This window comes from Enterobacter sp. Lyrl_3, from assembly GCF_051948675.1.
GTDB lineage: Bacteria > Pseudomonadota > Gammaproteobacteria > Enterobacterales > Enterobacteriaceae > Enterobacter > Enterobacter cloacae.
Map to the genome: position 1 here is coordinate 843170 of NZ_JAYJLI010000001.1, position 24160 is coordinate 867329.

General features: G+C 56.3%; 25 protein-coding genes. 3 read left to right on the forward strand and 22 right to left on the reverse strand.

Annotated features, from left to right (window positions below; all coding sequences use genetic code 11):
• Nucleotides 1-23: 23 nt before the first annotated feature.
• A complete protein-coding gene (locus tag VF709_RS04170) occupies nt 24-533 on the forward strand; it encodes a GNAT family N-acetyltransferase (protein WP_013098129.1) in 510 nt (169 codons plus the stop codon).
• Between the two features lie 130 nt (nt 534-663).
• On the opposite strand, the gene hisP is transcribed toward VF709_RS04170, so the two are convergent.
• The 15 genes from hisP to pdxB form a co-directional block, all read right to left on the reverse strand.
• Complete coding sequence (gene hisP, locus VF709_RS04175; RefSeq protein WP_020690627.1) at nt 664-1437, reverse strand: histidine ABC transporter ATP-binding protein HisP; 774 nt, start codon at nt 1435-1437, stop codon at nt 664-666.
• A gap of 8 nt (nt 1438-1445) precedes the next feature.
• Nucleotides 1446-2162 carry an ABC transporter permease gene (locus tag VF709_RS04180; RefSeq protein WP_008502590.1) on the reverse strand — a complete coding sequence of 239 codons (717 nt, stop codon included), beginning with the start codon at nt 2160-2162 and terminating at the stop codon, nt 1446-1448.
• Nucleotides 2159-2845: a histidine ABC transporter permease HisQ gene (locus VF709_RS04185; RefSeq protein ID WP_013098131.1), complete on the reverse strand. Its 687-nt coding sequence runs from the start codon at nt 2843-2845 to the stop codon at nt 2159-2161. The genes VF709_RS04180 and VF709_RS04185 overlap by 4 nt, the downstream gene beginning before the upstream one ends.
• 87 nt (nt 2846-2932) lie before the next feature.
• Nucleotides 2933-3715: a histidine ABC transporter substrate-binding protein HisJ gene (hisJ, locus tag VF709_RS04190; protein WP_008502592.1), complete on the reverse strand. Its 783-nt coding sequence runs from the start codon at nt 3713-3715 to the stop codon at nt 2933-2935.
• A 226-nt stretch (nt 3716-3941) separates the two neighbouring features.
• Nucleotides 3942-4724 carry a lysine/arginine/ornithine ABC transporter substrate-binding protein ArgT gene (gene argT, locus VF709_RS04195; RefSeq protein WP_013098132.1) on the reverse strand — a complete coding sequence of 261 codons (783 nt, stop codon included), beginning with the start codon at nt 4722-4724 and terminating at the stop codon, nt 3942-3944.
• A gap of 290 nt (nt 4725-5014) precedes the next feature.
• The gene (locus VF709_RS04200; protein WP_013098133.1) at nt 5015-5584 is read right to left on the reverse strand and encodes a UbiX family flavin prenyltransferase; all 570 of its coding nucleotides are present in this window, start codon (nt 5582-5584) and stop codon (nt 5015-5017) included.
• A 90-nt stretch (nt 5585-5674) separates the two neighbouring features.
• A complete protein-coding gene (gene purF, locus VF709_RS04205; RefSeq protein ID WP_014832786.1) occupies nt 5675-7192 on the reverse strand; it encodes an amidophosphoribosyltransferase in 1518 nt (505 codons plus the stop codon).
• Nucleotides 7193-7228: 36 nt separating this feature from the next.
• Entirely contained in the window at nt 7229-7717 is a 489-nt protein-coding gene (gene cvpA / locus VF709_RS04210; protein ID WP_000262116.1) for a colicin V production protein, read from the reverse strand.
• 213 nt (nt 7718-7930) lie between these two features.
• On the reverse strand, nt 7931-8626 hold the full coding sequence (gene dedD / locus VF709_RS04215) for a cell division protein DedD (RefSeq protein ID WP_014832787.1): 696 nt from the start codon (nt 8624-8626) through the stop codon (nt 7931-7933).
• Nucleotides 8616-9884, reverse strand: coding sequence for a bifunctional tetrahydrofolate synthase/dihydrofolate synthase (gene folC, locus VF709_RS04220; protein WP_029881741.1), 1269 nt, complete (start codon nt 9882-9884; stop codon nt 8616-8618). The genes dedD and folC overlap by 11 nt, the downstream gene beginning before the upstream one ends.
• A gap of 70 nt (nt 9885-9954) precedes the next feature.
• Nucleotides 9955-10860 carry an acetyl-CoA carboxylase, carboxyltransferase subunit beta gene (gene accD, locus VF709_RS04225; RefSeq protein WP_013098138.1) on the reverse strand — a complete coding sequence of 302 codons (906 nt, stop codon included), beginning with the start codon at nt 10858-10860 and terminating at the stop codon, nt 9955-9957.
• Nucleotides 10861-11014: 154 nt separating this feature from the next.
• Complete coding sequence (locus VF709_RS04230; protein ID WP_013098139.1) at nt 11015-11674, reverse strand: DedA family protein; 660 nt, start codon at nt 11672-11674, stop codon at nt 11015-11017.
• Between the two features lie 28 nt (nt 11675-11702).
• On the reverse strand, nt 11703-12515 hold the full coding sequence (truA, locus tag VF709_RS04235; RefSeq protein ID WP_013098140.1) for a tRNA pseudouridine(38-40) synthase TruA: 813 nt from the start codon (nt 12513-12515) through the stop codon (nt 11703-11705).
• Nucleotides 12515-13528: an aspartate-semialdehyde dehydrogenase gene (locus VF709_RS04240; RefSeq protein ID WP_013098141.1), complete on the reverse strand. Its 1014-nt coding sequence runs from the start codon at nt 13526-13528 to the stop codon at nt 12515-12517. Before VF709_RS04240 ends, truA begins: the two co-directional genes overlap by 1 nt.
• A gap of 67 nt (nt 13529-13595) precedes the next feature.
• Nucleotides 13596-14732 (reverse strand): 4-phosphoerythronate dehydrogenase PdxB, encoded by a 1137-nt coding sequence (gene pdxB, locus VF709_RS04245; RefSeq protein ID WP_149896199.1) that lies wholly within the window; start codon nt 14730-14732, stop codon nt 13596-13598.
• Nucleotides 14733-14845: 113 nt separating this feature from the next.
• Here pdxB and flk point away from each other — a divergent pair, with 113 nt between their 5' ends.
• Nucleotides 14846-15850 (forward strand): flagella biosynthesis regulator Flk, encoded by a 1005-nt coding sequence (gene flk, locus VF709_RS04250; RefSeq protein WP_148790865.1) that lies wholly within the window; start codon nt 14846-14848, stop codon nt 15848-15850.
• Nucleotides 15851-15940: 90 nt separating this feature from the next.
• Here the strand turns inward: flk and VF709_RS04255 are convergent, their stop codons facing one another.
• Together VF709_RS04255 and fabB are read right to left on the reverse strand one after the other, a co-directional pair.
• Nucleotides 15941-17119 (reverse strand): MFS transporter, encoded by a 1179-nt coding sequence (locus VF709_RS04255; protein ID WP_013098144.1) that lies wholly within the window; start codon nt 17117-17119, stop codon nt 15941-15943.
• Between the two features lie 68 nt (nt 17120-17187).
• A complete protein-coding gene (gene fabB, locus VF709_RS04260; RefSeq protein ID WP_013098145.1) occupies nt 17188-18405 on the reverse strand; it encodes a beta-ketoacyl-ACP synthase I in 1218 nt (405 codons plus the stop codon).
• A gap of 158 nt (nt 18406-18563) precedes the next feature.
• Between fabB and mnmC the strand changes: the two genes are divergently transcribed.
• Nucleotides 18564-20561, forward strand: coding sequence for a bifunctional tRNA (5-methylaminomethyl-2-thiouridine)(34)-methyltransferase MnmD/FAD-dependent 5-carboxymethylaminomethyl-2-thiouridine(34) oxidoreductase MnmC (mnmC, locus tag VF709_RS04265; protein WP_149896198.1), 1998 nt, complete (start codon nt 18564-18566; stop codon nt 20559-20561).
• 36 nt (nt 20562-20597) lie between these two features.
• On the opposite strand, the gene VF709_RS04270 is transcribed toward mnmC, so the two are convergent.
• Genes VF709_RS04270 through aroC form a run of 5 tightly spaced genes read right to left on the reverse strand, consistent with a single transcriptional unit; the run spans nt 20598 to nt 24156 of the window.
• Complete coding sequence (locus tag VF709_RS04270; RefSeq protein WP_149896197.1) at nt 20598-20876, reverse strand: YfcL family protein; 279 nt, start codon at nt 20874-20876, stop codon at nt 20598-20600.
• A 13-nt stretch (nt 20877-20889) separates the two neighbouring features.
• Nucleotides 20890-21435 (reverse strand): elongation factor P hydroxylase, encoded by a 546-nt coding sequence (locus VF709_RS04275; RefSeq protein ID WP_038984385.1) that lies wholly within the window; start codon nt 21433-21435, stop codon nt 20890-20892.
• Nucleotides 21432-22244 (reverse strand): sulfite exporter TauE/SafE family protein, encoded by an 813-nt coding sequence (locus VF709_RS04280; RefSeq protein WP_013098149.1) that lies wholly within the window; start codon nt 22242-22244, stop codon nt 21432-21434. The genes VF709_RS04275 and VF709_RS04280 overlap by 4 nt, the downstream gene beginning before the upstream one ends.
• On the reverse strand, nt 22244-23068 hold the full coding sequence (gene mepA, locus VF709_RS04285) for a penicillin-insensitive murein endopeptidase (RefSeq protein WP_020690615.1): 825 nt from the start codon (nt 23066-23068) through the stop codon (nt 22244-22246). Before mepA ends, VF709_RS04280 begins: the two co-directional genes overlap by 1 nt.
• A gap of 2 nt (nt 23069-23070) precedes the next feature.
• The gene (gene aroC, locus VF709_RS04290) at nt 23071-24156 is read right to left on the reverse strand and encodes a chorismate synthase (protein WP_023619788.1); all 1086 of its coding nucleotides are present in this window, start codon (nt 24154-24156) and stop codon (nt 23071-23073) included.
• Nucleotides 24157-24160: the final 4 nt, after the last annotated feature.

Below are 24160 nucleotides of genomic sequence, written 5' to 3' on the forward strand. Positions count from 1 at the left end.
TGTCCCGATGAAATGGCGTAACAATGGCAACCATCACCACACCCCGGCTTCACCTCACCCCTTTCGAACCCACTGACTGGGCCTTCTTCCGCTCGTTGCGGGAAGATCGCAATATCATGCGTTACATGGCCGCCATCGCGCCGGAAAAAGAGACCCGGCGCGTATTTGCTGCGCGCTTAACGGCGGCGCACGTTTTTGTGATTCGTTTTCATGATGATGACACGCCGCTGGGCGATATCGGCCTGCAGATCAGCCCAGAGAATCGTGAAGAGGCTGATATTGGCTATACGGTTGTGCCTGCTGCACAGGGGAAAGGTATCGCCAGTGAGGCGTTGCGGGCGGTATGTGAGTATGCGTTTAACCAGACCGGCGTGAAAGCGATTAACGCCTACGTACTGGCGGACAACGGCGGGTCGGTGCGGGTGCTGGAGAAAGCGGGGTTTGTGCGTACGCAGGTGCTGGAGAAGGCGTACGAGATTGACGGCGTACGGTATGACGACTGGGTGTATCGGCTGGAGTGCGGTGCGGTCTGATGCCCTCACCCCGGCCCTCTCCCACAGGAGAGGGAGAAAACCCAGCCTGTAGGCCCGGTAAGCGAAGCGCCACCGGGCGATTGGGCTGCACTGCGGCCCTCTCCCAGGGGGAGAGGGAGAAAGGCAAAACCTACTTCAAAGAGCCCTTCAGGAACTGCTGCAAACGCGGGCTTTGCGGATTCGCCAGCACCTCATCCGGATGTCCCTGCTCTTCGATTTTCCCCTGATGCAGGAAGATCACGTGGTTCGAGACGTTGCGGGCAAAGCCCATCTCGTGCGTTACTACGACCATGGTTTTACCCTCTTCCGCCAGCTTTTGCATGATGCGCAGTACTTCGCCAACCAGTTCCGGGTCAAGTGCTGAGGTCGGTTCGTCGAACAGCAATACTTCAGGCTCCATCGCCAGCGCGCGGGCGATAGAGACACGCTGCTGCTGACCACCAGAGAGATGCACCGGGTACTTTATCTGCTGTCGCTCATCGATACCCACTTTCGCCAGGTATTTCACCGCGCGCTCACGGGCCTCCTGCTTGCTTAAACCCAGCACCTGAACCGGCGCTTCCATCACGTTCTCCAGCACCGTCATGTGGCTCCAGAGGTTGAAGTGCTGGAAAACCATTGTCAGTCGCGTGCGCAGCAGGCGCAGCTGGTTCTTATCTGCCACCTTCAGCTGGCCGTCTTTATCCCGGGTCAGATTGATATTCTGCCCGCTCACCACAATTGAGCCTTCACTCGGCTTTTCGAGGAAGTTGATGCAGCGCAGGAAGGTACTTTTCCCCGAGCCAGATGATCCGATAATACTGATCACGTCGCCTGCATTTGCCTGCAGCGACACCCCTTTCAGCACTTCATGTTCGCCGTAGCGTTTGTGCAAATCAATTACGTTTAATTTGTTCTCAGCCATCATCATTCTCAGTGCGTCGAAGAGGGTTTTATATGCTGCAACCAGCGCTTTTCTGCCTTACGGAACAGGCTAATCAGGACGTATGAAATAATCAAATAGAGCACTGCCGCAATGCCAAACGCGGTAAACGGCTGATAGGTCGCAGAGTTAATATCGCGGGCGATTTTAAGCAGGTCGGGCACCGTGGCGGTAAAGGCCAGCGCGGTGGAGTGGAGCATTAAAATCACTTCGTTACTGTAGGCTGGCAATGCGATACGCAGCGCCGACGGCAGAATAATGCAGCGGTACAGTTTCACCGACGAGAAGCCGTACGCGCGCGCCGCTTCGATTTCTCCGTAAGGAACGGAGCGGATGGCCCCGGCGAAAATCTCGGTGGTGTAGGCGCAGGTGTTGAGCGTCAACGCCAGCACCGTACAGTTCAGGCCGCTGCGGAAGAAGGCGTTCAGCATCTCGGTGCCTTTCACAATCTCCAGCGTATACATGCCCGAATAGAACACCAGCAGCTGTACGTAAAGCGGTGTACCACGGAATACGTAGGTAAACAGCCAGATCGGGAACTGAATAAATTTATTGTTCGACACGCGGCCAATGGCAAGAAACACCGCCAGAATGCCACCCATCACCACCGAAGAGATCAGCAGCCACAGCGTAATGGCCACGCCGGTGAAGCGATAGCCGTCCGTCCACAGCAGCGATTTCCAGTATTCCTGAATAATCTCAATCACAGGTCAGCCCTCTTCACACCCACGGAGTAGCGACGTTCGAGCAGAAGCAGCACACCATTGGAGACGGTCGTAAAGACCAGATAGATCACGCCACACACCACCGCAAAGTAGAACGGCTCCCAGGTACTTTTACCGGCAAGCTGCGTGGCCTTTACCACATCTTCCAGACCCAGCAGAGAGACCAGCGCCGTGGCCTTGAGGATAACCTGCCAGTTGTTGCCAATGCCCGGAAGCGCGTAGCGCATCATGGCCGGGAACATAATCCGGCGAAACGTCTGGGAGGAGGTAAAACCGTAGGCGGTCGCCGCTTCTATGTGTCCTTTCGGTACCGCCATATAAGCGCCGCGGAAAGTTTCGGTAAAGTACGCGCCGTAGATAAAACCGAGAGTGATAATACCGGCCACCATCGGGTCGATATCGATCTGTCCCATTCCCATGGCGTCCGTCACGCTGTTAAGCGCGATCTGCAGCCCGTAAAAGATAAGCAGCATCAGCACCAGATCGGGAACGCCGCGAATCAGCGTGGTATAACCTTCAAAAATCAGCGCCAGCGGTTTGTTTGCCGAAAGCTTCGCCCCTGCGCCTGCCAGACCTATCAGCACCGCCAGCACCACGGAGCTGATAGCCAGCTCAAGGGTGACAAGCGCGCCCTGTAAAATAACGCCAGAAAATCCGTACAGCATACCGCGAGCCCTGTCGTATCGTGAGTGATGGACCGTGTCTTATCCCCTCCCTGAGCGGGAGGGGCCGCACGTTATTTGACGGGGCGATTAGCCGCCGTAAACATTAAAATCGAAGTACTTTTTCGCCAGTTTGTCGTACGTGCCATCCGCGCGCATTTCAGCGAATGCTTTGTTCAGCGCTTCGCGCAGCTCGTTGTCTTCTTTACGCAGACCCATACCGGTGCCGACACCAAACAACTTCACATCTTTAATGGATGGGCCGCCAAATTTGTAATCTTTACCTACCGGCGTCTTCAGGAAGCCTTCGCTCGCGGCGACTTCATCCTGGAAAGCGGCGTCGATACGGCCTGCCGTCAGATCAGCGTAGATATTTTCCTGGCCCTGATAAGAGACGATTTCTATCCCCTTCGGTGCCCAGTGTTCATTACCGTAGGTTTCCTGGGTAGTGCCCTGCAGCACGCCCACGCGTTTGCCTTTCAGTGATTCAAGGGTAGGCTGGATATCAGACGATTTAGCCACCACCAGACGAGAATCTGCCGCATAGAGTTTGTCGGTGAAGGCAATCTCCTGCTGACGTTTTTCAGTGATGGAAAGCGAGGACATGATAACGTCGATTTTTTTGGCTTTCAGCGATGGGATCAGTGCATCCAGCGGGTTCTCGACGTAGGTACACTGCGCTTTGATGCGTTTGCACAGCTCATTGGCCAGATCAATGTCAAAACCGACCAGTTCACCCTTCGAATTCTTAGATTCGAACGGGGCATAGGTAGGGTCGGTACCAATACGGATTTTCTGCGGAATTGCTGCGAACGCCGCGGTAGCGCTGGAAAAGGCCAGCACCAGAGATAACGACAACACGAGTTTTTTCATATCTGTCCTCAACAAACTGTCTTCTTACGTGATTTTTACGACGACGGGGTGGTGCTAATGTGCCATCAATCCACGCCATCAGGCAAAGATTAATGCCTTTCAGGCGAGATTTTTTGCATGATAAATGCGTAAGTATGCACACAGCGATCCAATACGGTGCACGAAACGCACCATATTGGATCAATCACACCCGCAATGCACCAGAACAGTGCACCATCATCGAGTATCAATCACCGTAGACGTTGAAGTCGAAGTATTTCTTCGCCAGTTTGTCGTAGGTACCGTCTTTGCGCAGTTCTGCAAACGCTTTGTCGAAGGCGGCTTTCAGCTCGGTATCATCTTTACGCAGGCCAATACCGGTGCCGTCACCAAAGTATTTTTTGTCTTTCACGGACGGGCCAGCAAAGGCGTAGTCTTTACCTGCCGGCTGTTTCAGGAAGCCTTCACTTGCGGCAACCTCATCCTGGAATGCCGCATCCAGACGACCGGCCGCCAGGTCAGAATAAATCAGATCCTGGTTCTGGTAAGCCACCACGTCAACGCCCTTCTCACGCCAGTTTGCATTGGCATAACCTTCCTGAGTCGACCCCTGCAGCACGCCGACATGCTTGCCTTTCAGGGAGTCAATGGTTGGCTGAATGGGGGAGCCTTTTGCCGCAATCAGACGGGAATCCGCGGCGTAGAGCTTGTCAGAGAAGGCAATCTCCTGCTGACGTTTTTCGGTGATGGAAAGAGAAGAGATAATGGCGTCGATTTTCTTGGCTTTGAGCGACGGAATTAACGCGTCAAAGTCGCTGCCCACCCATGTGCATTTCACCGCAATGCGTTTGCACATCTCATTACCCAGATCGATATCAAACCCTACGAAATCGCCTTTCGCATCCTTGGAAGAGAATGGCGCGTAGGTTGCGTCTGTACCGATACGCACTGTCTGTGGAAGCGCTGCGTAGCTACCTGCGGCTGCACTTAACCCCACCAGCAAAGACAGAGCCAGAACCGTCTTCTTCATACATTTACCCTCAAGTACCGTGATTTTATTATGTATTGTGTTGTGTGTTGTGTTGCAGGCTTCTCTTGCAGGTCTTATGCCACATTGCCGTCGGGTCAAAACTTCGACGTTAAATATGTTAATAAAACGTTGCGATATTGCCTTAATGGTGAAAGATAGCAGGTCTGCCGAACGAACCGGAAAGAGAAAAAGGGAAAAAACGAATTAAATGTCGAGGATATGATCGCCGTTGCAATTTTGCCCTGAAACAGGGCATCGTCTCTGTTCATGCACGCTGTTTGTGCACAGAATCAGGCGCCCTGCCAGCGGGTGAAGAGGTCTTCGGGCAGGTGGATATCAAACTGATCCAGCACGCGGTTCACTGTCTGATTAATCACGTCATCGAGCGAGGCCGGACGATGATAAAACGCCGGCACCGGCGGCATGATCACCGCGCCCAGTTCAGCGGCCTGGGTCATTAAACGCAGATGCCCCAGATGCAGCGGCGTTTCGCGCACGCAAAGCACCAGAGGACGACGCTCCTTCAGCACCACGTCCGCCGCACGCGTCACCAGCGTGTCGGTATAGCTGTTAACGATGCCGGAGAGGGTCTTAATTGAACAAGGCAATATCACCATGCCCGCGGTTTTAAACGAGCCGGAGGAGATGCTGGCAGCGATATCGCGGGCATCGTGTACGACATCCGCCAGCGCCTGGACATCGCGCAGGGAGAGATCGGTTTCGAGGGAGAGGGTCTGACGCGCCGCCTGGCTCATCACCAGATGGGTTTCGACTTCCGCCACGTCACGCAGCACCTGCAACAGACGCACGCCGTAGATCGCGCCACTGGCGCCGCTAAGCCCAACAATGAGTCGTTTCATGATTTTCGCCCTTACTGATTTCAGGGCAGACTGTGCAGGATTTTGCGGGGAGTTGCAAGTGAGGGCGAAGGCCCTCACTTGCCTGCACAATTAACCTTCGTTGTGCATCTCTAAGCTTTCGAGATCGTTTTGCAGCTGGACGGCTTTCGCATCGTCGTTGCGCAGCGAATCGAGATAGTCCAGATACTGCTGATCAACATCTTTGGTGACGTAAACCCCGTTAAACACGGAACATTCAAACTGCTGAATATCCGGGTTCTCGGCGCGCACCGCGTCGATAAGATCGTTCAGATCCTGGAAAATCAGGCCATCGGCACCGATGATCTGGCGAATCTCGTCCACTTCACGGCCGTGGGCAATCAGCTCGTTCGCGGTAGGCATATCAATGCCATACACGTTCGGGAAGCGAATCTCTGGCGCCGCAGAGGCCAGATACACTTTCTTCGCACCGGCTTCACGCGCCATCTCGATAATCTGCTCTGAGGTGGTGCCACGTACAATGGAGTCATCCACTAGCAGCACGTTCTTGTCGCGGAACTCAGCACGGTTAGCGTTCAGTTTACGACGCACGGACTTACGGCGCAGCTGCTGACCCGGCATGATAAAGGTACGGCCAACGTAGCGGTTCTTCACGAAGCCCTGACGGTATGGCTTATCCAGAATGCGGGCGATTTCCAGCGCGATATCGCAGGACGTTTCCGGGATAGGAATGACCACGTCGATGTCCAGATCGTCCCACTCGCGGGCAATCTTCTCACCCAACTTGGTTCCCATGTTCACGCGGGCGCTGTAGACGGAGATCTTATCGATAAACGAGTCCGGACGGGCGAAATACACGTATTCGAACAGGCACGGGTTGCTGACCGGGTTGTCTGCACACTGGCGGGTAAACAGCTGGCCCTTCTCAGTGATATAGACCGCTTCGCCAGGGGCTACATCACGCAAGAATTCGAAGCCCAGGGTGTCCAGCGCCACGCTTTCAGAGGCAACCATATATTCGGTACGGCCATCACCCAGGTCACGCTTACCAAGCACCAGCGGGCGGATACCGTTTGGATCGCGGAAGGCGACCATTCCGTGACCAATAATCATCGCCACGCAGGCATAGGCACCGCGGATCTGGCGGTTTGTCGCAGCAACGGCGGCAAAGATATTGTCTGCTTCCAGCGGATAGTGGCGGAAATTATCCAGCTCGCTCGCGAACACGTTGAGCAGGATTTCTGAATCAGAGGTGGTGTTAATGTGGCGACGTTTCTCTTCAAACAGCTTTTTACGCAGCTCATGCGCGTTGGTCAGGTTGCCGTTGTGAGCAAGCGTGATGCCATACGGTGAGTTGACGTAGAAAGGCTGTGCCTCAGAGGCGCTGGAACTGCCAGCAGTAGGATAACGAACGTGACCGATCCCCATATTACCTTGCAGACGCTGCATATGGCGGGCTTCAAACACATCGTTTACCAGGCCATTCGCCTTACGTAAACGGAAGCAGTTGTTTGCATCAATGGTGATGATACCCGCAGCATCCTGCCCACGGTGCTGAAGCACCGTTAACGCGTCATAAATCGACTGGTTTACCGGCATGAAACCGGCGATACCGACAATACCGCACATTCGTCTTTTCCTCGTTAAGCCACATCTCAGAGCGAGTTACGCTCTGGGCAAGAAACTCGACGAGCTTTGCAGATAGTCAAAGAACCACCTGATGATGAAGCTGAACTCTGGAATGAGCTGCGATTTCTGCCAGTCTTCGCTTTTGGAGAACCCGGTAAAGGTATCCAGGAAGAACAGTATCGCGGCCACAATCAGCACGCCTCGTAATGCCCCGAAACAGATCCCGAGCACCCTGTCCGTTCCTGACAGACCGGTTTTCTCGACCAGTTGACCTATCACGTAATTCACGATAGCGCCGACAATCAGCGTCGCGATAAACAGCACCGCGATGGCGATTCCATTTCGGACCAGTTCATCTTCAAAGCCCGTGAACCAGACAGACAGGTAAGTGTAGTAATGACTGGCAACAAAGAAAGCACAACCCCAAGTCACCAGCGATAACGCTTCACGAACAAAGCCACGGATCAGGCTAACCAGACAGGAAAAACCAATCACCGCAATGATGGCGTAATCAATCCAGACCATATGTGTCCCACGATTTAACGCCCTGTCATCCAGTTCGGGGCGAATTCTAACAGAAAAAGAAAACGTTTGCGTAGGGATTTCCTTCCCGCGCGTAAATAAAAAAGGCGCTGAAAAAATGTTCAACGCCGTTGGCTTATTACGTCTCTTTGGACGTCTGCCACTCCCCCTCACCCTCTCCCCTTTGGGAAGAGGGCCGGGGTGAGGGGAACCTTATCAATTGGCGCTGTAGTTCATCACCACACCGCTCAGGCCAGAGATCTGCTTCAGCTCACCGAGCGAGCCTTTGAGCTTATCCTTAGACGCTTCTGGCCCCACAAGGATACGGGTGATTTTACCCTGCACCGGCGTGGAAGGTGAAGTGTAAACGCGATAACCCGCACTGCGCAGCTTACCCACTACCTCATTGACCTTATCGGCATTTTTCAGCGCACCCAACTGCACAACGTAGGCTTTCCCCGTCGGTGCAGCCTCTTGCTGGGCCGGTTTTGCCGCAGGCGGCGTCTCTGAAGCCGCGGCCAGCTGTTCTGCTGCTTTATCCCGCTGCGGTTTCGGCTGTGTTTTTTCCACCGGCTTCGGTTTTTCAACCGGCTTCGGCTGCTCTACCGGCACCGGATCGATTTCGATGTTGTTATTCGCCGCCAGACGAGACGGATCGAGGGACGGCGCGGCCGCATCCCCGGCACGCACTTCTTCAGCCGCCCCTTCCGGCGGCTGAGCAGGCAGCGCCTGGGTCGCCGCAGGCAGCATATCCGGTTCGTCGCGATCGCCCGGCTTCGGCACCAGCGGAATGGCTGCAAATTCATCCTGGTAATGCTTTTTCTGCCCGTCGAGCAGACCCGGGAGGATAATCACCCCGAGCGCGACCAGCACAATGGTTCCTGTTAAACGGTTCTGAAACTTACTCGCCACCGGTTCTCCCCGCGTCCATCACTTCCATGACATGTGCCACCGTGTGGAACGAACCACACACCAGCACGGTATCTTCTGGTTTAGCATCCGCCATCGCAGCTTGCCAGGCCTGAGCCACGCTATTGTAGATTGCGCCTTTGCCGAGATGTTCCAGCAACTGCTCGGCCGTCGCACCGCGCGGCCCCTCCAGAGGAGCACAATACCAGCTATCGACCACACTCTCCATGCAGGCCAGCGTACCGCCGATATCTTTATCATGAAGCATACCGATAACCGCCAGCACGCGCCCGGTTTTTGGTAACGATTTGAGACGCGCGGCGAGATACGCCGCAGCATGCGGGTTATGTGCGACATCCAGTATCAGCCGCGGAGCGTCGCTGACAATCTGAAAACGCCCGGGCAGAATCGCATTCTGAATACCGTCGCGGATGGCCTGTTCGCTCACCGCCAGCCCGCTTGCGCGCAGTGCCGCCAGGGCGGTGGCGGCATTAGGTTGCGGTACCTGCGGCAGGGGCAGATTTTCCAGCGTTCCCTGCGCATCGCGATAGCGCCAGCCGTTGTTCTGAACCTCATACTGCCAGTCCACACCCTGGCGCAGCAGGTGAGCGCCCTTCTCTTTTGCCACGTCGGCAATGGTGTGCGGCATATCCGGCTCGCCAACCACCGCGGGCTTATTCGTGCGGAAAATACCGGCCTTCTCACGGCCAATACTTTCGCGATCGGGGCCCAGCCAGTCGGTATGATCCAGGGCAATGCTGGTGACCACCGCCACATCGGCATCCACCATATTGGTGGCATCCAGACGCCCGCCGAGGCCCACTTCCAGAATCACCACGTCCAGTTGCGCCTGTTTAAACAGCCACAGTGCCGACAGGGTGCCGTATTCGAAATAGGTTAATGAGATCTCACCGCGCGCCGCTTCAATTTCTGCGAACGACGCCGTATGCGCAGACTCTGGCAGTTCGCTGTTTTGCACGCGAACCCGCTCGGTATAACGTACCAGGTGCGGAGAGCTGTAGACACCAACCTTGTAACCGGCAGCCATCAGGACAGCTTCCAGCGTACGGCAGGTGGTGCCTTTACCGTTGGTTCCGGCGACGGTAAAAACAAACGGCGCAGGTTTCAGCACATCGAGACGCGCAGCAACCTGGCTTACGCGTTCAAGCCCCATATCGATGGTTTTACTGTGCAGGTTTTCCAGATAAGAAAGCCACGTGGCCAGGGGCGACGTGGCTTGGGGAATGCTTTTATTTTCCATGATGCCCGGTTGTCATTAACAGTTTATAAAGCAAAAGGGCAGCGCCAACCGGCCCTGCCCTTTTCAGTTATCAGGCCTCGGGTTCCTGATCCGGTACTACCACACCTTCGCGCGGCTCATCCGGGTTCGGCGCCGGCAGATTCATCAGCTTCGCCAGGATGCTCGCCAGTTTCAGGCGCATTTCCGGGCGGCGGACGATCATGTCAATCGCGCCTTTCTCAATAAGGAACTCACTGCGCTGGAAGCCCGGCGGCAGTTTTTCACGTACGGTCTGCTCGATAACGCGAGGACCAGCAAAGCCGATCAGCGCTTTTGGCTCAGCGATGTTCAGATCGCCCAGCATCGCAAAGCTTGCAGAAACGCCACCCATGGTTGGGTCGGTCAGTACAGAGATGTACGGCAGACCGCGCTCCTGCATTTTAGCCAGCGCAGCAGAGGTTTTCGCCATCTGCATCAGCGACATCAGCGCTTCCTGCATACGTGCACCGCCAGAGGCGGAGAAGCAGATCAGCGGGCAGTTGTCTTCCAGCGCCTGCTCAACAGCACGCACAAAGCGCGCACCGACCACGGAACCCATTGAGCCACCCATGAAGGAGAACTCAAACGCGGCGGCCACTACCGGCATCTCGTGCAGGGTGCCTTTCATCACGACCAGCGCGTCTTTCTCGCCGGTCTCTTTCTGTGCAGAGGCCAGACGATCTTTATATTTTTTGGAATCACGGAACTTGAGCACATCTTTTGGCTCAAGCTCGCTACCCAGTTCTACCAGAGAACCTTCGTCCAGCAGGCTGTGCAGGCGATTACGCGCCGTCATGCGCATGTGGTGGTCACACTTCGGACACACCTCAAGATTGCGTTCCAGTTCTGCGCGATACAGAACCTGACCACAGCTATCACACTTCGTCCATACCCCTTCAGGAATGCTCGCTTTACGCGTTGGGGTAATGTTGCTTTTAATTCGTTCAATCCAGCTCATTGATAACCTTTCTGCCTGAACCTGGTCGTATGCCAGTTTTGCTGTAAGAGGCGAATAATGCCATTTTTGCCTCCAACAGACCATGAATGTTGCACATTAAAACATAACAGCCCGAAACTTTGGATAAAAAAGTGGTCGAACCGCCTGCGTGCATTTACTTCGCTTGCTTTGCTGCCGCGCGCTTGTGACGAATAATTTCGATAACACCCGGTAAAACAGAAAGCACAATAATCGCTACAATCAGTAACTTAAGGTTTTCCTGAACTACAGGGAGATCGCCAAACAGGTAGCCTGCATAGGTAAAGAGCAGCACCCACAGCAGCGCGCCAATGACGTTGTATGCCGCAAAATGACGATAGGACATGTGCCCCATTCCCGCCACAAATGGCGCAAATGTACGCACAATAGGCACAAAACGCGCAAGGATAATAGTTTTTCCACCGTGGCGCTCATAAAACGCATGGGTTTTATCTAAATAGCTACGACGGAATATTTTTGAGTCCGGATTGCTGAATAAGCGCTCACCGAAGACCCGTCCAATGGTGTAGTTGACCGCGTCACCGACAATTGCGGCGATCACCATCAGCACCACCATTATGTGCACATTCAAATCGTTGCCAGGCAGCGCAGATAACGCCCCCGCGACGAACAGCAGCGAATCCCCCGGTAGAAACGGCGTGACTACCAGACCGGTTTCACAGAACAGAATGAGGAACAGAATGGCATACACCCAGACGCCATACTGCGCGACCAGCTCCGCCAGGTGAACATCAATATGCAGAATGAAATCAATCAGAAAACGTATTACGTCCATATTGTCTAAGCCTTAATTGCACCTTTGTTTAGTCCGCCAGGAACAGCGGGCCCATTGGCGGTTTTGGCAGGTCAAACCGGTCCGGATAGTCCACCGAGACCAGATACAGCCCTTCCGCTTTCGCCGTTGCTGCCGCAAGCGTTCTGTCCTTCGCTGCCAGCAGTTCTGCAATCCAGCTCTCCGGCTGGTGTCCGGCACCCACTTCCATCAGGCTGCCCACAATATTCCGCACCATATGATGTACAAAGGCATTGGCTTTGATATCCACCACCACATACGCGCCAAAACGGCTGACGTTTATGTGCATGACGTTACGCCACGGCGTGCGGGACTGACACTGCACCGCACGGAACGAGGTAAAGTCATTTTCACCAATCAGACACTGCGCCGCACGATGCATACGTTCTGCATCCAGCGGTTCATAAAAATGCGTCACGCCCTGGCTTAACACCGCCGGACGAAGACGCTGATTGTAGATGACATAGCGATAACGGCGCGCAGTGGCGCTGAAACGCGCATGAAAATCATCCGGCACAGCTTTCACCCAGCGCACCGCAATGTCACCAGGTAAATTCGCATTTACACCCAACGTCCAGGCAGCGTCCTTGCGCACGGCGGTGGTTTCAAAGTGAACCACCTGCCCCGTTCCGTGGACACCGGCGTCAGTGCGTCCTGCACACAGGACGTTAATCGGTTCGTTCGCCACCTGAGAGAGCGCTTTCTCCAGTTTTTCCTGGACACTGCGCACCTCATTTTGACGCTGCCAGCCATAATATTTACTGCCGTCGTACTCGATACCGAGGGCGACTTTATGAACCGGCTTTTGTTCCACGTCTGACATCAGTACAGATACTCCTGCACCAGTTTTTCAGCGATTTTGACCGCCATCAGCGCGCCGCCGAAGCGCACGTTATCGGCTACGGACCAGAACTGAACCTGCTCCGGCATACCGTAATCATTCCGTACGCAGCCCACCGAGAGGTGTGCGCTGCCGGTGGCATCGCCAACCTGCGTCGGGAATTCACTCTCTTCGGAGAGCACAATGTCTTCACCGCGGCCGAACGCATCACGCGCTTCTTCAGCGGCCAGCGGACGCAGGGCTTCGAAACCTACCATCTGCGCATGACCGTAAAAGACCGGCGACTGCACGACGTTTGCGGAGATCATCAGCCCCTCGTCCTGCAGAATTTTGCGCGCTTCGTCGACGATACGGCGCTCTTCACGCACGGAGCCTTCACGATCCGGCAGCAGCGGCAGCATATTGAATGCCAGCTGACGGCCGAAGAAATCGTCTTCGTCAATCGGGATGCCGTTCAGGAGCTTCGCACTCTGTCCGGCCAGCGCGTCGACGGCCTTTTTGCCTTGCGCAGAAGCGGAAAGCAGGCTGGTCACGGTGATACGCGACAGACCGCCATCGTCGATTAAAGGTTTAAGAGCGGTCAGCAGCTGGCTGGTCAGGCTATTGGGAACCGCAATGATATTGCGGTTACGGTAGTCGGCCAGGACAAACGGGTTCACGTCCGGCACCACCAGCGGGACATCCGGCTCCATCGAGAACAGGCCGCTCAGATCGATCACCAGACAGCCAGAATTCGTCGCGTCTTCAATGTACGACGCGGTGGCTTCAGCACCTGCCGCAAAAAAGGCCAGCTGCGCCTGCGTCCAGTCGAATTCGGCGGCATCCTGAACCATGACGGATTTGCCGCCAAAACGCAGATGCTCACCGGCGCTGTCAGTGCGCGCCAGTGCATAGATATCACCCACCGGGAACTGACGCTCAGCAAGGGTTTCGAGCAGGGCTTCACCCACGGCACCCGTGGCACCTAAAATGGCAATGTTCCAGCCTTCAGACATGGTGGTTTACTCCAGAAATAAAAAAGCGTCCCTGTCGGAGTATCCAACAGGGAGCGTTAAGAAGACATTAATGCGCCGGGTGATGAACGGCGTTAAAACCCAGTTTATGCAGCAGCGTTGCCGCCGCCGCGTCATCGCACATGACATACAGAGAAGACCATTCACGGCGCTCAACGTAATTCTTGCGCAGCTTGTCAAACTCCCCCGGGATCCCCGCCACTTTACGCAGCAGCGCATCATCGCGGCGCACATCATACACCAAATGAACCAGCCTTTTCAGCGTTGCCTGATCGAGCGGGCCATGCAGGGTAATGCGGCCAAATTCAGGCGCGGGGAGTAAAGTGTCCAGCGCCACCTGCTGCGGACGGCCAATAAAGGCGCTATAGGCCTCAAAGACCTGGGTGGTGCCACGGGCCTTTCCTTCGAGCGTATAACCCGCTATATGCGCGGTTGCAACGTCGACCTTGTTCAGCAGCGCAACGTTGAGATCGGGCTCCGGCTCCCAGACGTCCAGCACCACGCTGAGATCCTGCCCCTCTTCCAGACATTTCAGCAGCGCGGCGTTATCGACGACCGGGCCACGACAGGCGTTTATCAGAATAGTGCCAGCCTTCAGACGACGGATCAGCGCCTCGTCAGCAAGATGGAGCGTCTTATAGGCCCCCTCTTTGAAGAGGGGCGTATGGAAGGAGATGACGTCACATGCTTCAACCAGCTCATCCAGGGGGCGGAAGTCGCCTTCATCACCGTTGTCTTTACGCGGCGGATCACACAGCAGGGTGCGAATGCCAAACGCCTCAAGGCGTTTTTGCAGGCGTCCTCCCACGTTGCCCACCCCGACAATGCCTACGGTGCGGTCTTTCAGCGCAAAACCGTCGCGCTCTGCCAGCATCAGCAGAGAAGAGAAAACGTATTCCACTACCGCAATGGCGTTACAGCCAGGCGCGGCGGAAAATCCGATCCCCGCCTGCGTAAGCCATTTGTCATCCACATGATCCGTCCCGGCCGTTGCGGTTCCGACGAATTTAATCGCTTTGCCGGAGAGCAACACCTCATTTACTTTGGTCACCGAGCGCACCATCAGGGCATCGGCATCATCCAGCTCGTTTACCGGAATGGGTCGACCAGGGACAGCCTTAACATTACCAAGGCGGCTAAAGAGCTCGCGGGCGTAAGGCATATTTTCATCAACGAGGATTTTCACGTCTGAGTACCTGTTTGAGAGGAAGAAAACCTGCCAAGTGTGCCATAATCTGGCCGCCAGGCATATATGCATGCCGGGTTTACGCTGAGTTTTGACTTTAAGGATTTTTGACGATGCAGCCTATTTCAGGTACGCCACCACGCCCTCCGGGTGAAGGCCCTGTCACGCCAAACGTTGCAGGTGAACAACCGCTTTCCACGCAACAGCGCACCGTGCTGGAGCGCCTGATCACGCGCCTGATCGCGCTCACTTCACAGCAAAATGCGGAAGTCTGGGCCGGGGTAAAGCATGATTTAGGCGTCCGGAACGATGCACCGTTGCAGTCGCGCCACTTCCCTGCGGCCGAGCAAAATCTGAATCAGCGTATTACCACCGCACAGCAAAATCACACCACTCGCCAGATAGTTTCACAACTGACCGAGTTGTTGAGCCAGGGCAACAACCGTCAGGCAGTCAGTGATTTCATTCGACAGCAGTTTGGCCAGACCGCCCTGAGCCAGCTAACGCCAGAGCAGCTGAAAACCGTGCTGACACTGCTGCAAACCAATCAGTTGACCATCCCGCAACCGCAACAGCGTCCGTCAACCGAGCGTCCGCTGCTGCCTGCTGAACACAATACGTTGAACCAGATGGTGACCAGGCTGGCCGCCGCCACCGGCGAGTCAACGAAGCTTATATGGCAGTCGATGCTCGAGCTTTCCGGCGTGAAGGCGGGTGAGCTGATCCCGGCCAAACAGTTTACGCATCTGGTCACCTGGCTACAGGCTCGCCAGACGCTGAGCACCCAAAGTACCCCTACCCTGCATACGCTACAGGCGGCACTGAAGCAGCCGCTGGAGCCGCATGAATTTGAGGTGATTCGGGATTACGCCCAGCAGACCTGGCAGGCCACGCCGCAAACGGTACTGACCACCGCGCAGGTGCAAGATTTGCTGAATCAGATCTTTATTCGCCGCGCCGAGCGCGAAGGCGGCGTGCCGGAAGTCAGGGATATTCAACCGATCTACAGCCCGCTGTTTGCGCCGGTGGTGGAGACCTTCAGAAACCTCTCTGCCCGTCCGGGATTACTGTTTATTGCGTTACTGATTGCGCTGGCAATTTTCTGGCTGGTTGCCTGATGTTATGCCCGGTGGCGCTGCGCTTACCGGGCCTACAACGACCCGAACCGTAGGCCGGGTAAGGCGAAGCCGCCACCCGGCAACAACGGCTCAAGACCTGCGAAACGCCACCAGCGTCACCACAATCCCCACCACCGCTGAAACCGCACCTGCCAGGAAGACGGACGGATAACCAAACGACGTGGCCAGGAGCCCCGCCAGCGGTCCGGTGACACCGTATGAGATGTCCTGAAACGCCGCATAACCGCCCAACGCCGTACCGCGCACCTGTGGCGCGACGCGTTTTACCACCTCAACCCCCAGCGCCGGGAAGATCAGGGAACAGCCACAGCCGGTCAGTGCCGCTCCGAGAAGGGCAACGGAGGCCACAGGGGCATACCACAGCAGCAGCAAACCGAGGGTCTCAATCACCAGCGACGCCACGGCCACCTTCACGCCACCAAAGCGATCCGGCATCCAGCCGAACAGCACGCGCATCAGGACAAACGCGCCACCAAAGGCGGTTAGCGTAAAGCCCGCCATCGCCCAGCCGCGGCTCATAAAGTACAGCGAAACGAATGTCCCAATCACCGCGAAGCCCACACCCTGTAGCGCCAGCCCCAGCCCCGGCTGCCAGATTTGACCTATTACGCTCCACAGGGAAGGACGCTCACCTTTATGGGCAGGTACTTTGCGCACCGAGCCGTTAAATGCCCATGCCAGCAGCGGTAACAGCATGGTGGTGGCCGCCAGCGCGGCAAAACCGAACTGGCTGTGGATCAACAGCCCCAGCGGCGCACCTGCCGCGAGTGCGCCATAGATAGCCATACCGTTCCAGGACATCACCTTGCCCGAGCGCGCAGGGCCTACCAGCCCCATTCCCCAGGTCAGGGTGCCGGTCAGCAGCTGGCTTTCACCAAAGCCGAGAATCAAACGTCCCACCACCAGCAGGGCAAATTTATACGCCGCGTCGACCGGCAGAAGCGCGGCAAGCAGCCACGCTGCGCCCGCCAGCCCGCAGGCAAACATGCCCTGCAGCGCTGAGCGTTTGGCACCGTGCTGGTCCGCCAGACGCCCGGCGTAGCCGCGGGTTAATACGGTAGCTAAAAACTGAATACCCACGGCGATGCCAACCAGGGTATTGCCGTAGCCCAGCTCCTGGTGAACAAACAGCGGGATAACAGGCAGCGGCAGGCCAACGGTCATGTAGGTCAGAAATACCGCAAAGGCGATACGGAAAAGGGAAAGGTTCCCGGAAGGGGTACTCTTCTCAGGGATAACGGCCTTCATGCGTAACTCCGTGTTCAGGCATAAAAAAAGGGAGCCTCGCGGCTCCCTTCTACTATACCTTCAAACGCTTACGCTTTCAGCTTGCGCATGACCAGCGTGGCGTTGGTGCCACCAAAACCGAAGCTGTTGGACATTACGGTCGTCAGCTCACGTTCGGTGGTTTCGGTCACGATGTTCAGGCCCGCTGCCTGCTCGTCCATCTCTTCGATGTTGATGCTTGGCGCGATAAAGCCATTTTCCAGCATCAGCAGAGAGTAGATTGCTTCCTGCACGCCAGCTGCCCCCAGAGAGTGACCGGTCATGGCTTTGGTCGCGGAGATTGCCGGGCTGTTGTCGCCGAAGACTTCACGGATCGCACCCAGTTCTTTCACATCGCCTACCGGCGTAGAAGTCCCGTGGGAGTTCAGGTAGTCGATTGGGGTATCAACGCCGTGCATCGCCATCTTCATGCAGCGCACCGCGCCTTCGCCGGATGGAGCAACCATGTCAGCGCCGTCAGACGTTGCACCGTAGCCCACGATCTCAGCGTAGATGTGCGCGCCACGTGCCAGAGCGTGTTCCAGCTCTTCAACCACAACCATACCGCCGCCGCCTGCGATAACAAAACCGTCACGGTGCGCATCATAGGTACGGGATGCTTTAGCCGGGGTTTCATTGTATTTGGTAGACAGGGCACCCATTGCGTCGAATTCACAAGCCATTTCCCAGCCCAGCTCTTCGCCGCCGCCAGCAAATACGATGTCCTGTTTACCCAGTTGGATCTGCTCAACAGCATTACCGATGCAGTGTGCGGACGTCGCACATGCAGAGCTGATGGAGTAGTTCACACCGTGAATTTTGAATGGGGTTGCCAGGCACGCGGAGACCGCAGAACCCATGGCTTTGGTTACCACGTACGGACCTACTGCTTTCAGACCACGCGGGCTACGCATGGCGTCAGCACCGAATACCTGCGCTTTGGATGAACCACCGGAACCGGCAATCAGACCCACGCGCGGGTTGTTCTGGTAAACCTCTTCGCTCAGGCCAGAATCTTTGATCGCTTCCTGCATGGAGAGATAAGCATAAATAGAGGCATCGTTCATGAAACGAACCACTTTACGGTCAATCAAACCGGTGGTGTCCAGTTTGACGTTACCCCATACGTGGCTACGCATACCTGAATCTTTAAACTCTTCAGAGAAAGTGATCCCGGAGCGTCCTTCACGCAGAGATGCCAGGACTTCCTGCTGGTTATTACCGATGCTGGAAACAATGCCCAGGCCAGTAATCACTGCACGTTTCATTCAATACCTCTGTAAGTCGCACTATAGTAAGTTTCGAGTCGCACAATAGCGTACACTTGTACGCCGAACAAGTCCGATCAGACATTTTCTGCGGAAATTTGCACCGATGGACTCACATCGTTAAGATCGTGCCACTGCCTGTCAGACGAGTAACTTACGTGAAACAAAACGCTATACAACCCGCCAACCTCGAATTCAACGCTGAGGGTACACCTGTTTCCCGAGATTTTGATGACGTCTATTTTTCTAATGATAACGGACTGGAAGAAACCCGCTATGTTTTCCTCGACGGAAATCAGCTCAGCGCACGCTTTCCCGCCCATCCGCGCAGTCTGTTTGTCGTCGCAGAGAGCGGGTTCGGTACCGGCCTGAATTTTCTGACCCTCTGGCAGGCTTTCGACCAGTTTCACGCTGCCCATCCTGAGGCTACGCTACAAAGATTACATTTCATCAGTTTCGAAAAATTTCCACTCACCGCGCACGACCTGCACCTGGCGCACCAGCGCTGGCCGGAGCTTGCCCCGTGGGCTGAACAGCTTCAGGCGCAGTGGCCGCCCGCCATCGGCGGTTGCCATCGTCTGCTGCTGGACGGTGGACGCGTCACGCTGGACTTATGGCTCGGCGATATCAACGAACTGACCGATAAGCTTGATGATTCAATGAACCAGAAGGTGGACGCGTGGTTCCTTGACGGGTTTGCGCCAGCCAAAAACCCGGAGATGTGGAGTCAGCATCTGTTTAGCGCCATGGCGCGTCTGGCGCGGCCTGGCGCAACGCTCGCGACCTTTACCTCGGCGGGGTTTGTCCGCCGCGGCTTACAGGAAGCAGGCTTTACGATGCGAAAAACCAAAGGGTTTGGCCGCAAGCGCGACATGCTGGTCGGGACGATGGAGCAGACGCTGGCGATCCCCGCCCGGGCGCCCTGGTTTGCACGCCGCGCCAGCGCCTCCCGTGAGGTGGCGATAATCGGCGGAGGGATTGCCAGCGCCCTGCTTTCGCTCGCGCTTTTACACCGCGGCTGGCAGGTGACGCTCTACTGTGCTGACCCGGCTCCGGCAAACGGCGCCTCCGGCAACCGTCAGGGAGCCCTTTATCCGCTTTTAAGCGCGCACGACCCGGCACTGTTCCAGTTTTTCCCCGCGGCCTTTACCTTTGCCCGTCGCGTATACGACACCCTTCCGGTGGCGTTCGATCATGACTGGTGCGGCGTGACGCAGCTCGGCTGGGATGAAAAGAGCCAGCAAAAAATCGCGCAGATGCTGTCGCTGGGCCTGCCGGAAGAGATTGCCCGCGCGGTAAGTGCGCAAACGGTGACAGACACCACAGGCGTTGAGACGGGCTGTGGCGGTATTCAGTATCCGCTCGGCGGCTGGCTGTGCCCTGCCGAACTGACCACTGCGGCGATTACCCTGGCACAGTCACGCGGGCTGACGGTGCATTATGCTCATAAGGTTGCATCGCTTAGCCGGACAGCCCACTGGATCCTGCGCTTTGCCGATGGCAAAGAGGCCACGCATGCCAGCGTTGTGCTGGCAAACGGACATCACATCAGTCAGTTTGTCCAGACAGAGACATTGCCCGTTTATCCGGTTGGCGGCCAGGTGAGCCATATTCCGACCGCGCCTGCACTGAGCCAACTGCGCCAGGTGCTGTGCTATGACGGCTACCTGACGCCGCAAAATCCGTCTAATGCTCATCATTGCATTGGTGCCAGTTACCATCGCGGTGAAACTGACACGCATTACCGTGAGGAGGATCAGCAGCAGAACCGCCAGCGCCTGATTGACTGCTTCCCGGACGCGGCGTGGGCGAGAGAGGTTGACGTCAGCGAGGGCGAAGCGCGCTGCGGCGTACGCTGCGCCACCCGCGATCATCTGCCCATGGCGGGAAATGTACCGGACTATGAGGCAACGCTTGAGGCGTATCAGGATCTGGCTGAACACAAGGAGACGGCTGTGGTCTCACCGGTCTATCCGGAGCTGTTTATGCTGGGCGGGCTGGGCTCGCGCGGGTTGTGTTCTGCACCGCTGCTGGCTGAAGCGTTAGCGGCGCAAATGAGCGATGAGCCCATTCCGCTGGACAGCACCACGCTCGCAGGGCTGAATCCGAATCGTTTGTGGGTGCGGAAATTGCTGAAGGGGAAGCAGGTTAAATAGGGTGCCCTCTCCCACCGGGAGAGGGAGGTGAAACGCTTACTTCGCTTTCGCCTGCTTGAACAGGTTGTCCCACATACCCAGCACCAGAGACTGGTCGCGGGGAGAAAGCTCGCCCGCCTGGATGGCTTTTTCCAGGCTGCGGCTCACTTCATCATGAATGGCCTCGGCAGAGTGATCGTCCCCGGCTTCCAGCTCGGCAACGGCCAGCGTCAGGTGACCACGCAGATAACCGCTGGCGAACAGCTCATCATCACTGGCGTGTTCCACCATGTCATCAATTAACGCCAGAATGCGTGATTCAAATTCTGCGATCATCTTCTTTCCTCTGTTAAAGATCTTCCGGCCACGGGAAGCATTCCGCCGTGATCTCCGGCGTATGGTAATAATACTGTAAAGCCTTGATCAGGCGTGCCGGGCGTTCCGGGATGCCTTTCTCAAGATACTCCATCACCTGCGCATGTACGCGGCGCTGGAAGAGAATACGGTCTGGCTCGAAATCCCCTTCGAGATTGTCACAGCTGACGTTGAACGGGAAACCCGCCGCCACGCAGAACAGCCACTCCAGCGCCTGCGGTTTGACTTCCACATCTTCAAACTGACCCTGCGTGGCCGCGTCACGTCCGTCCGGACAGTACCAGTAACCAAAGTCCACCAGCTCGCGACGCGCTTTTCCCGCAATGCACCAGTGTGAAATCTCATGCAGGCCACTGGCGTAAAAACCGTGCGCAAATACGATGCGGTTATAGGGCACCTCTGCATCAGCAGGAAGATAGATCGGTTCGTCGTCGCCTTTAATCAGACGGGTATTAAAATCATCAGCAAAACAGCCGTCAAAAATCTCAATCAGCTGTTCATAGTTATGCGTACTGTTCATGCGTTCATCCCCAGCCAGGTGAGGATCTCCTGTCCATGGCTGTCATAAAGAAGCTTGGCGCTCATCACCGCCGAGACGATGACGATCATCGGGCGAATCAGCTTCTGTCCTTTGCTTAATACCAGACGCGAGCCCGCGCGCGCGCCTAAAAACTGCCCCGCCATCATCACAAACCCGGTTGCCCAGATAACCTTGCCGCCGATGATAAACAGCAGCAGGCCGCCGACGTTCGAGGTGGCATTCAGCACTTTAGCGTGGGCGGTAGATTTGGCGAGGTTAAATCCGGCCAGCGTGACAAACGCCAGGGCATAGAACGACCCGGCGCCTGGGCCAAAGAAGCCATCGTAAAACCCGACGCAGCCGCCTGCGATAAGCGCGAACGGCAGACCATGCAGCCGACGCTGCCTGTCCTCTTCACCAAGCTTAGGCATCAGCAGAAAGTAGAGGCCAATACAGATGACCAGCACCGGCAGGATCTGACGCAGAATGTCAGACTGTACGTGCTGAACCAACAGCGCACCGGAGGTTGAGCCGATGAAGGTCATCAGAATATTGAGCTTCTGGTCGGCAAGATTAACCACCTTACGGCGAATAAAATAGAGCGACGCGGAAAGGGACCCGCCGCAGGCCTGAAGCTTGTTGGTGGCAAGCGCCTGAGCCGGGCTCATGCCCGCCGCCAGCAGCGCCGGAACGGTAAGCAACCCGCCACCGCCCGCGAGGGCATCGATAAAACCGGCCAGCATTGCCACAAAGAACAGCACCACCAGCAGCAGCGGTGACACCATAAACAGGTCGACGAAATTATCCATTAAAGTACATGCTCATCCAGTAGCGCCTGGCAGGAAGGCGGCAACGGAGGCGGTGTCTTCTTCTCAGGCTTAGAGGTTCCAGGTTTTGCCGGTTCAAACCAGCTTTGCAGTTCCGCACCGCAGCCATCGCCTGGCGGTGGTAGCGGCTGATCTTCACATTCCAGACTGTTTGCCGGGCAGCGCAGACGTACGTGCATATGCGCACGATGCTGGAACCACGGACGCACTTTGCGCAGCCAGTCGCGATCGGTTCCCTCATCCAGGCAGAGCTGCTGCTTGATGGCCGGGTTAACGAAGATCCGCGTGACCTCGTTGTCCTTAGCTGCCAGCTTAATCAGGCTGAAAACATCCGGGGTCCACAGCGACGGCACAACGCTTTTGCCGTCGCGCGCCACCAGATCCAGCGCCTGCGGCTTCAGCAGTTGGGCCGAGGTCCAGCGCGTTTTAGGCAACTGCAGGAAAATATCCACATCCAGCCCGGTCTGGTGACTGGCGTGCCCACCGTTGAAACGACCGCCAGCAGGCATACCCATATCGCCAATCAGCATCGTACCCAGCCCCAGGTTATGCACCTGGTTGCCCAGACGCTGGATAAACAGCACCAGATCCGGGTGGCCGAAGTAACGACGCTGGTCGGTACGCATCACCTGATAAGTATCCGACTGCAGAGGAAGCTCCTGCGCACCAACGATACAGCCATTGGAGAACGCACCAATCGACTGCGCGCTTCCCGCCACCGGGTGAGTGATTTTTTGCCATGGCGTGGCGGCCAGACTGGCCCCACTGGCGAGTAGCGCCAGCAGAGCAATTGCGGTTTTTTTCATAGTTACCAGCGTGGAATGGTGGTCGTCACATCCGCATTCTGCGCACGCTGGCGCAGGAAGTGATCCATCAACACGATTGCCAGCATGGCTTCTGCGATTGGCACCGCGCGGATTCCGACACACGGATCGTGACGTCCTTTGGTGATCATCTCAACTTCTTCACCAGAGCGGTTAATTGTGTGGCCCGGCACGGTAATGCTGGACGTTGGCTTCAGCGCGATATTGGCAATAATCTGCTGCCCGCTGCTGATGCCGCCGAGAATGCCACCCGCATGATTGCTCTGGAAGCCCTCTTTTGTAATTTCGTCACGGTTCTGGCTGCCGCGAAGCTGAACCACGTCAAAACCGTCGCCAATTTCGACGCCCTTCACCGCGTTGATGCTCATCAGCGCGTGGGCAATGTCCGCGTCCAGACGGTCAAATACAGGCTCACCCCAGCCTGGCGGTACGCCGTCAGCCACCACGGTCACTTTTGCACCGATAGAGTCGCCCTCTTTTTTCAGGCCACGCATCAGCTCGTCCAGCGCCTCCAGCTTCTCAACATCAGCACAGAAGAACGGGTTTTGTTCAACCTGCTCCCAGTCTTTAATGGCCAGCGGAATGTCACCCATCTGGGTCAGGCACCCGCGGATCACGATGCCAAATTTCTGCTGCAGGTATTTCTTGGCAATCGCCCCTGCGGCGACGCGCATCGCAGTTTCACGGGCGGAGGAGCGTCCACCGCCGCGATAGTCGCGAAAACCGTACTTTTGTTCGTAGGTGTAGTCAGCGTGGCCCGGACGGAACACATCTTTGATGGCACCGTAGTCCTGAGAACGTTGGTCGGTGTTTTCAATCAGCAGACCAATACTGGTCCCGGTGGTGCGGCCTTCAAAAACGCCTGAGAGAATTTTGACCTGGTCCGGCTCGCGACGCTGCGTGGTGTAGCGAGAGGTGCCCGGACGACGACGGTCAAGGTCGTGCTGTAAATCGGCTTCGGTGAGTTCGATGCCTGGCGGTACGCCGTCAACGATACAGCCCAGTGCCAGCCCGTGCGACTCACCAAAGGTGGTCACGCGGAATATTTGTCCAATACTGTTTCCTGCCATCACG

Bases quoted from the DNA above. Each gene is read 5' to 3' on its own strand.
- flk (WP_148790865.1), top strand. From the start codon at position 14,846: ATGCAGCCTATTTCAGGTACGCCACCACGCCCTCCGGGTGAAGGCCCT.
- accD (WP_013098138.1), bottom strand. From the start codon at position 10,860: ATGAGCTGGATTGAACGAATTAAAAGCAACATTACCCCAACGCGTAAA.
- argT (WP_013098132.1), bottom strand. From the start codon at position 4,724: ATGAAGAAGACGGTTCTGGCTCTGTCTTTGCTGGTGGGGTTAAGTGCA.
- VF709_RS04270 (WP_149896197.1), bottom strand. From the start codon at position 20,876: ATGATCGCAGAATTTGAATCACGCATTCTGGCGTTAATTGATGACATG.
- folC (WP_029881741.1), bottom strand. From the start codon at position 9,884: ATGGAAAATAAAAGCATTCCCCAAGCCACGTCGCCCCTGGCCACGTGG.
- VF709_RS04280 (WP_013098149.1), bottom strand. From the start codon at position 22,244: ATGGATAATTTCGTCGACCTGTTTATGGTGTCACCGCTGCTGCTGGTG.
- VF709_RS04255 (WP_013098144.1), bottom strand. From the start codon at position 17,119: ATGAAGGCCGTTATCCCTGAGAAGAGTACCCCTTCCGGGAACCTTTCC.
- fabB (WP_013098145.1), bottom strand. From the start codon at position 18,405: ATGAAACGTGCAGTGATTACTGGCCTGGGCATTGTTTCCAGCATCGGT.
- VF709_RS04240 (WP_013098141.1), bottom strand. From the start codon at position 13,528: ATGTCTGAAGGCTGGAACATTGCCATTTTAGGTGCCACGGGTGCCGTG.
- hisJ (WP_008502592.1), bottom strand. From the start codon at position 3,715: ATGAAAAAACTCGTGTTGTCGTTATCTCTGGTGCTGGCCTTTTCCAGC.
- VF709_RS04185 (WP_013098131.1), bottom strand. From the start codon at position 2,845: ATGCTGTACGGATTTTCTGGCGTTATTTTACAGGGCGCGCTTGTCACC.
- cvpA (WP_000262116.1), bottom strand. From the start codon at position 7,717: ATGGTCTGGATTGATTACGCCATCATTGCGGTGATTGGTTTTTCCTGT.
- mepA (WP_020690615.1), bottom strand. From the start codon at position 23,068: ATGAAAAAAACCGCAATTGCTCTGCTGGCGCTACTCGCCAGTGGGGCC.
- VF709_RS04200 (WP_013098133.1), bottom strand. From the start codon at position 5,584: ATGAAACGACTCATTGTTGGGCTTAGCGGCGCCAGTGGCGCGATCTAC.
- purF (WP_014832786.1), bottom strand. From the start codon at position 7,192: ATGTGCGGTATTGTCGGTATCGCCGGTTTCATGCCGGTAAACCAGTCG.
- hisP (WP_020690627.1), bottom strand. From the start codon at position 1,437: ATGGCTGAGAACAAATTAAACGTAATTGATTTGCACAAACGCTACGGC.
- VF709_RS04275 (WP_038984385.1), bottom strand. From the start codon at position 21,435: ATGAACAGTACGCATAACTATGAACAGCTGATTGAGATTTTTGACGGC.
- VF709_RS04230 (WP_013098139.1), bottom strand. From the start codon at position 11,674: ATGGACGTAATACGTTTTCTGATTGATTTCATTCTGCATATTGATGTT.
- truA (WP_013098140.1), bottom strand. From the start codon at position 12,515: ATGTCAGACGTGGAACAAAAGCCGGTTCATAAAGTCGCCCTCGGTATC.
- aroC (WP_023619788.1), bottom strand. From the start codon at position 24,156: ATGGCAGGAAACAGTATTGGACAAATATTCCGCGTGACCACCTTTGGT.
- VF709_RS04170 (WP_013098129.1), top strand. From the start codon at position 24: ATGGCAACCATCACCACACCCCGGCTTCACCTCACCCCTTTCGAACCC.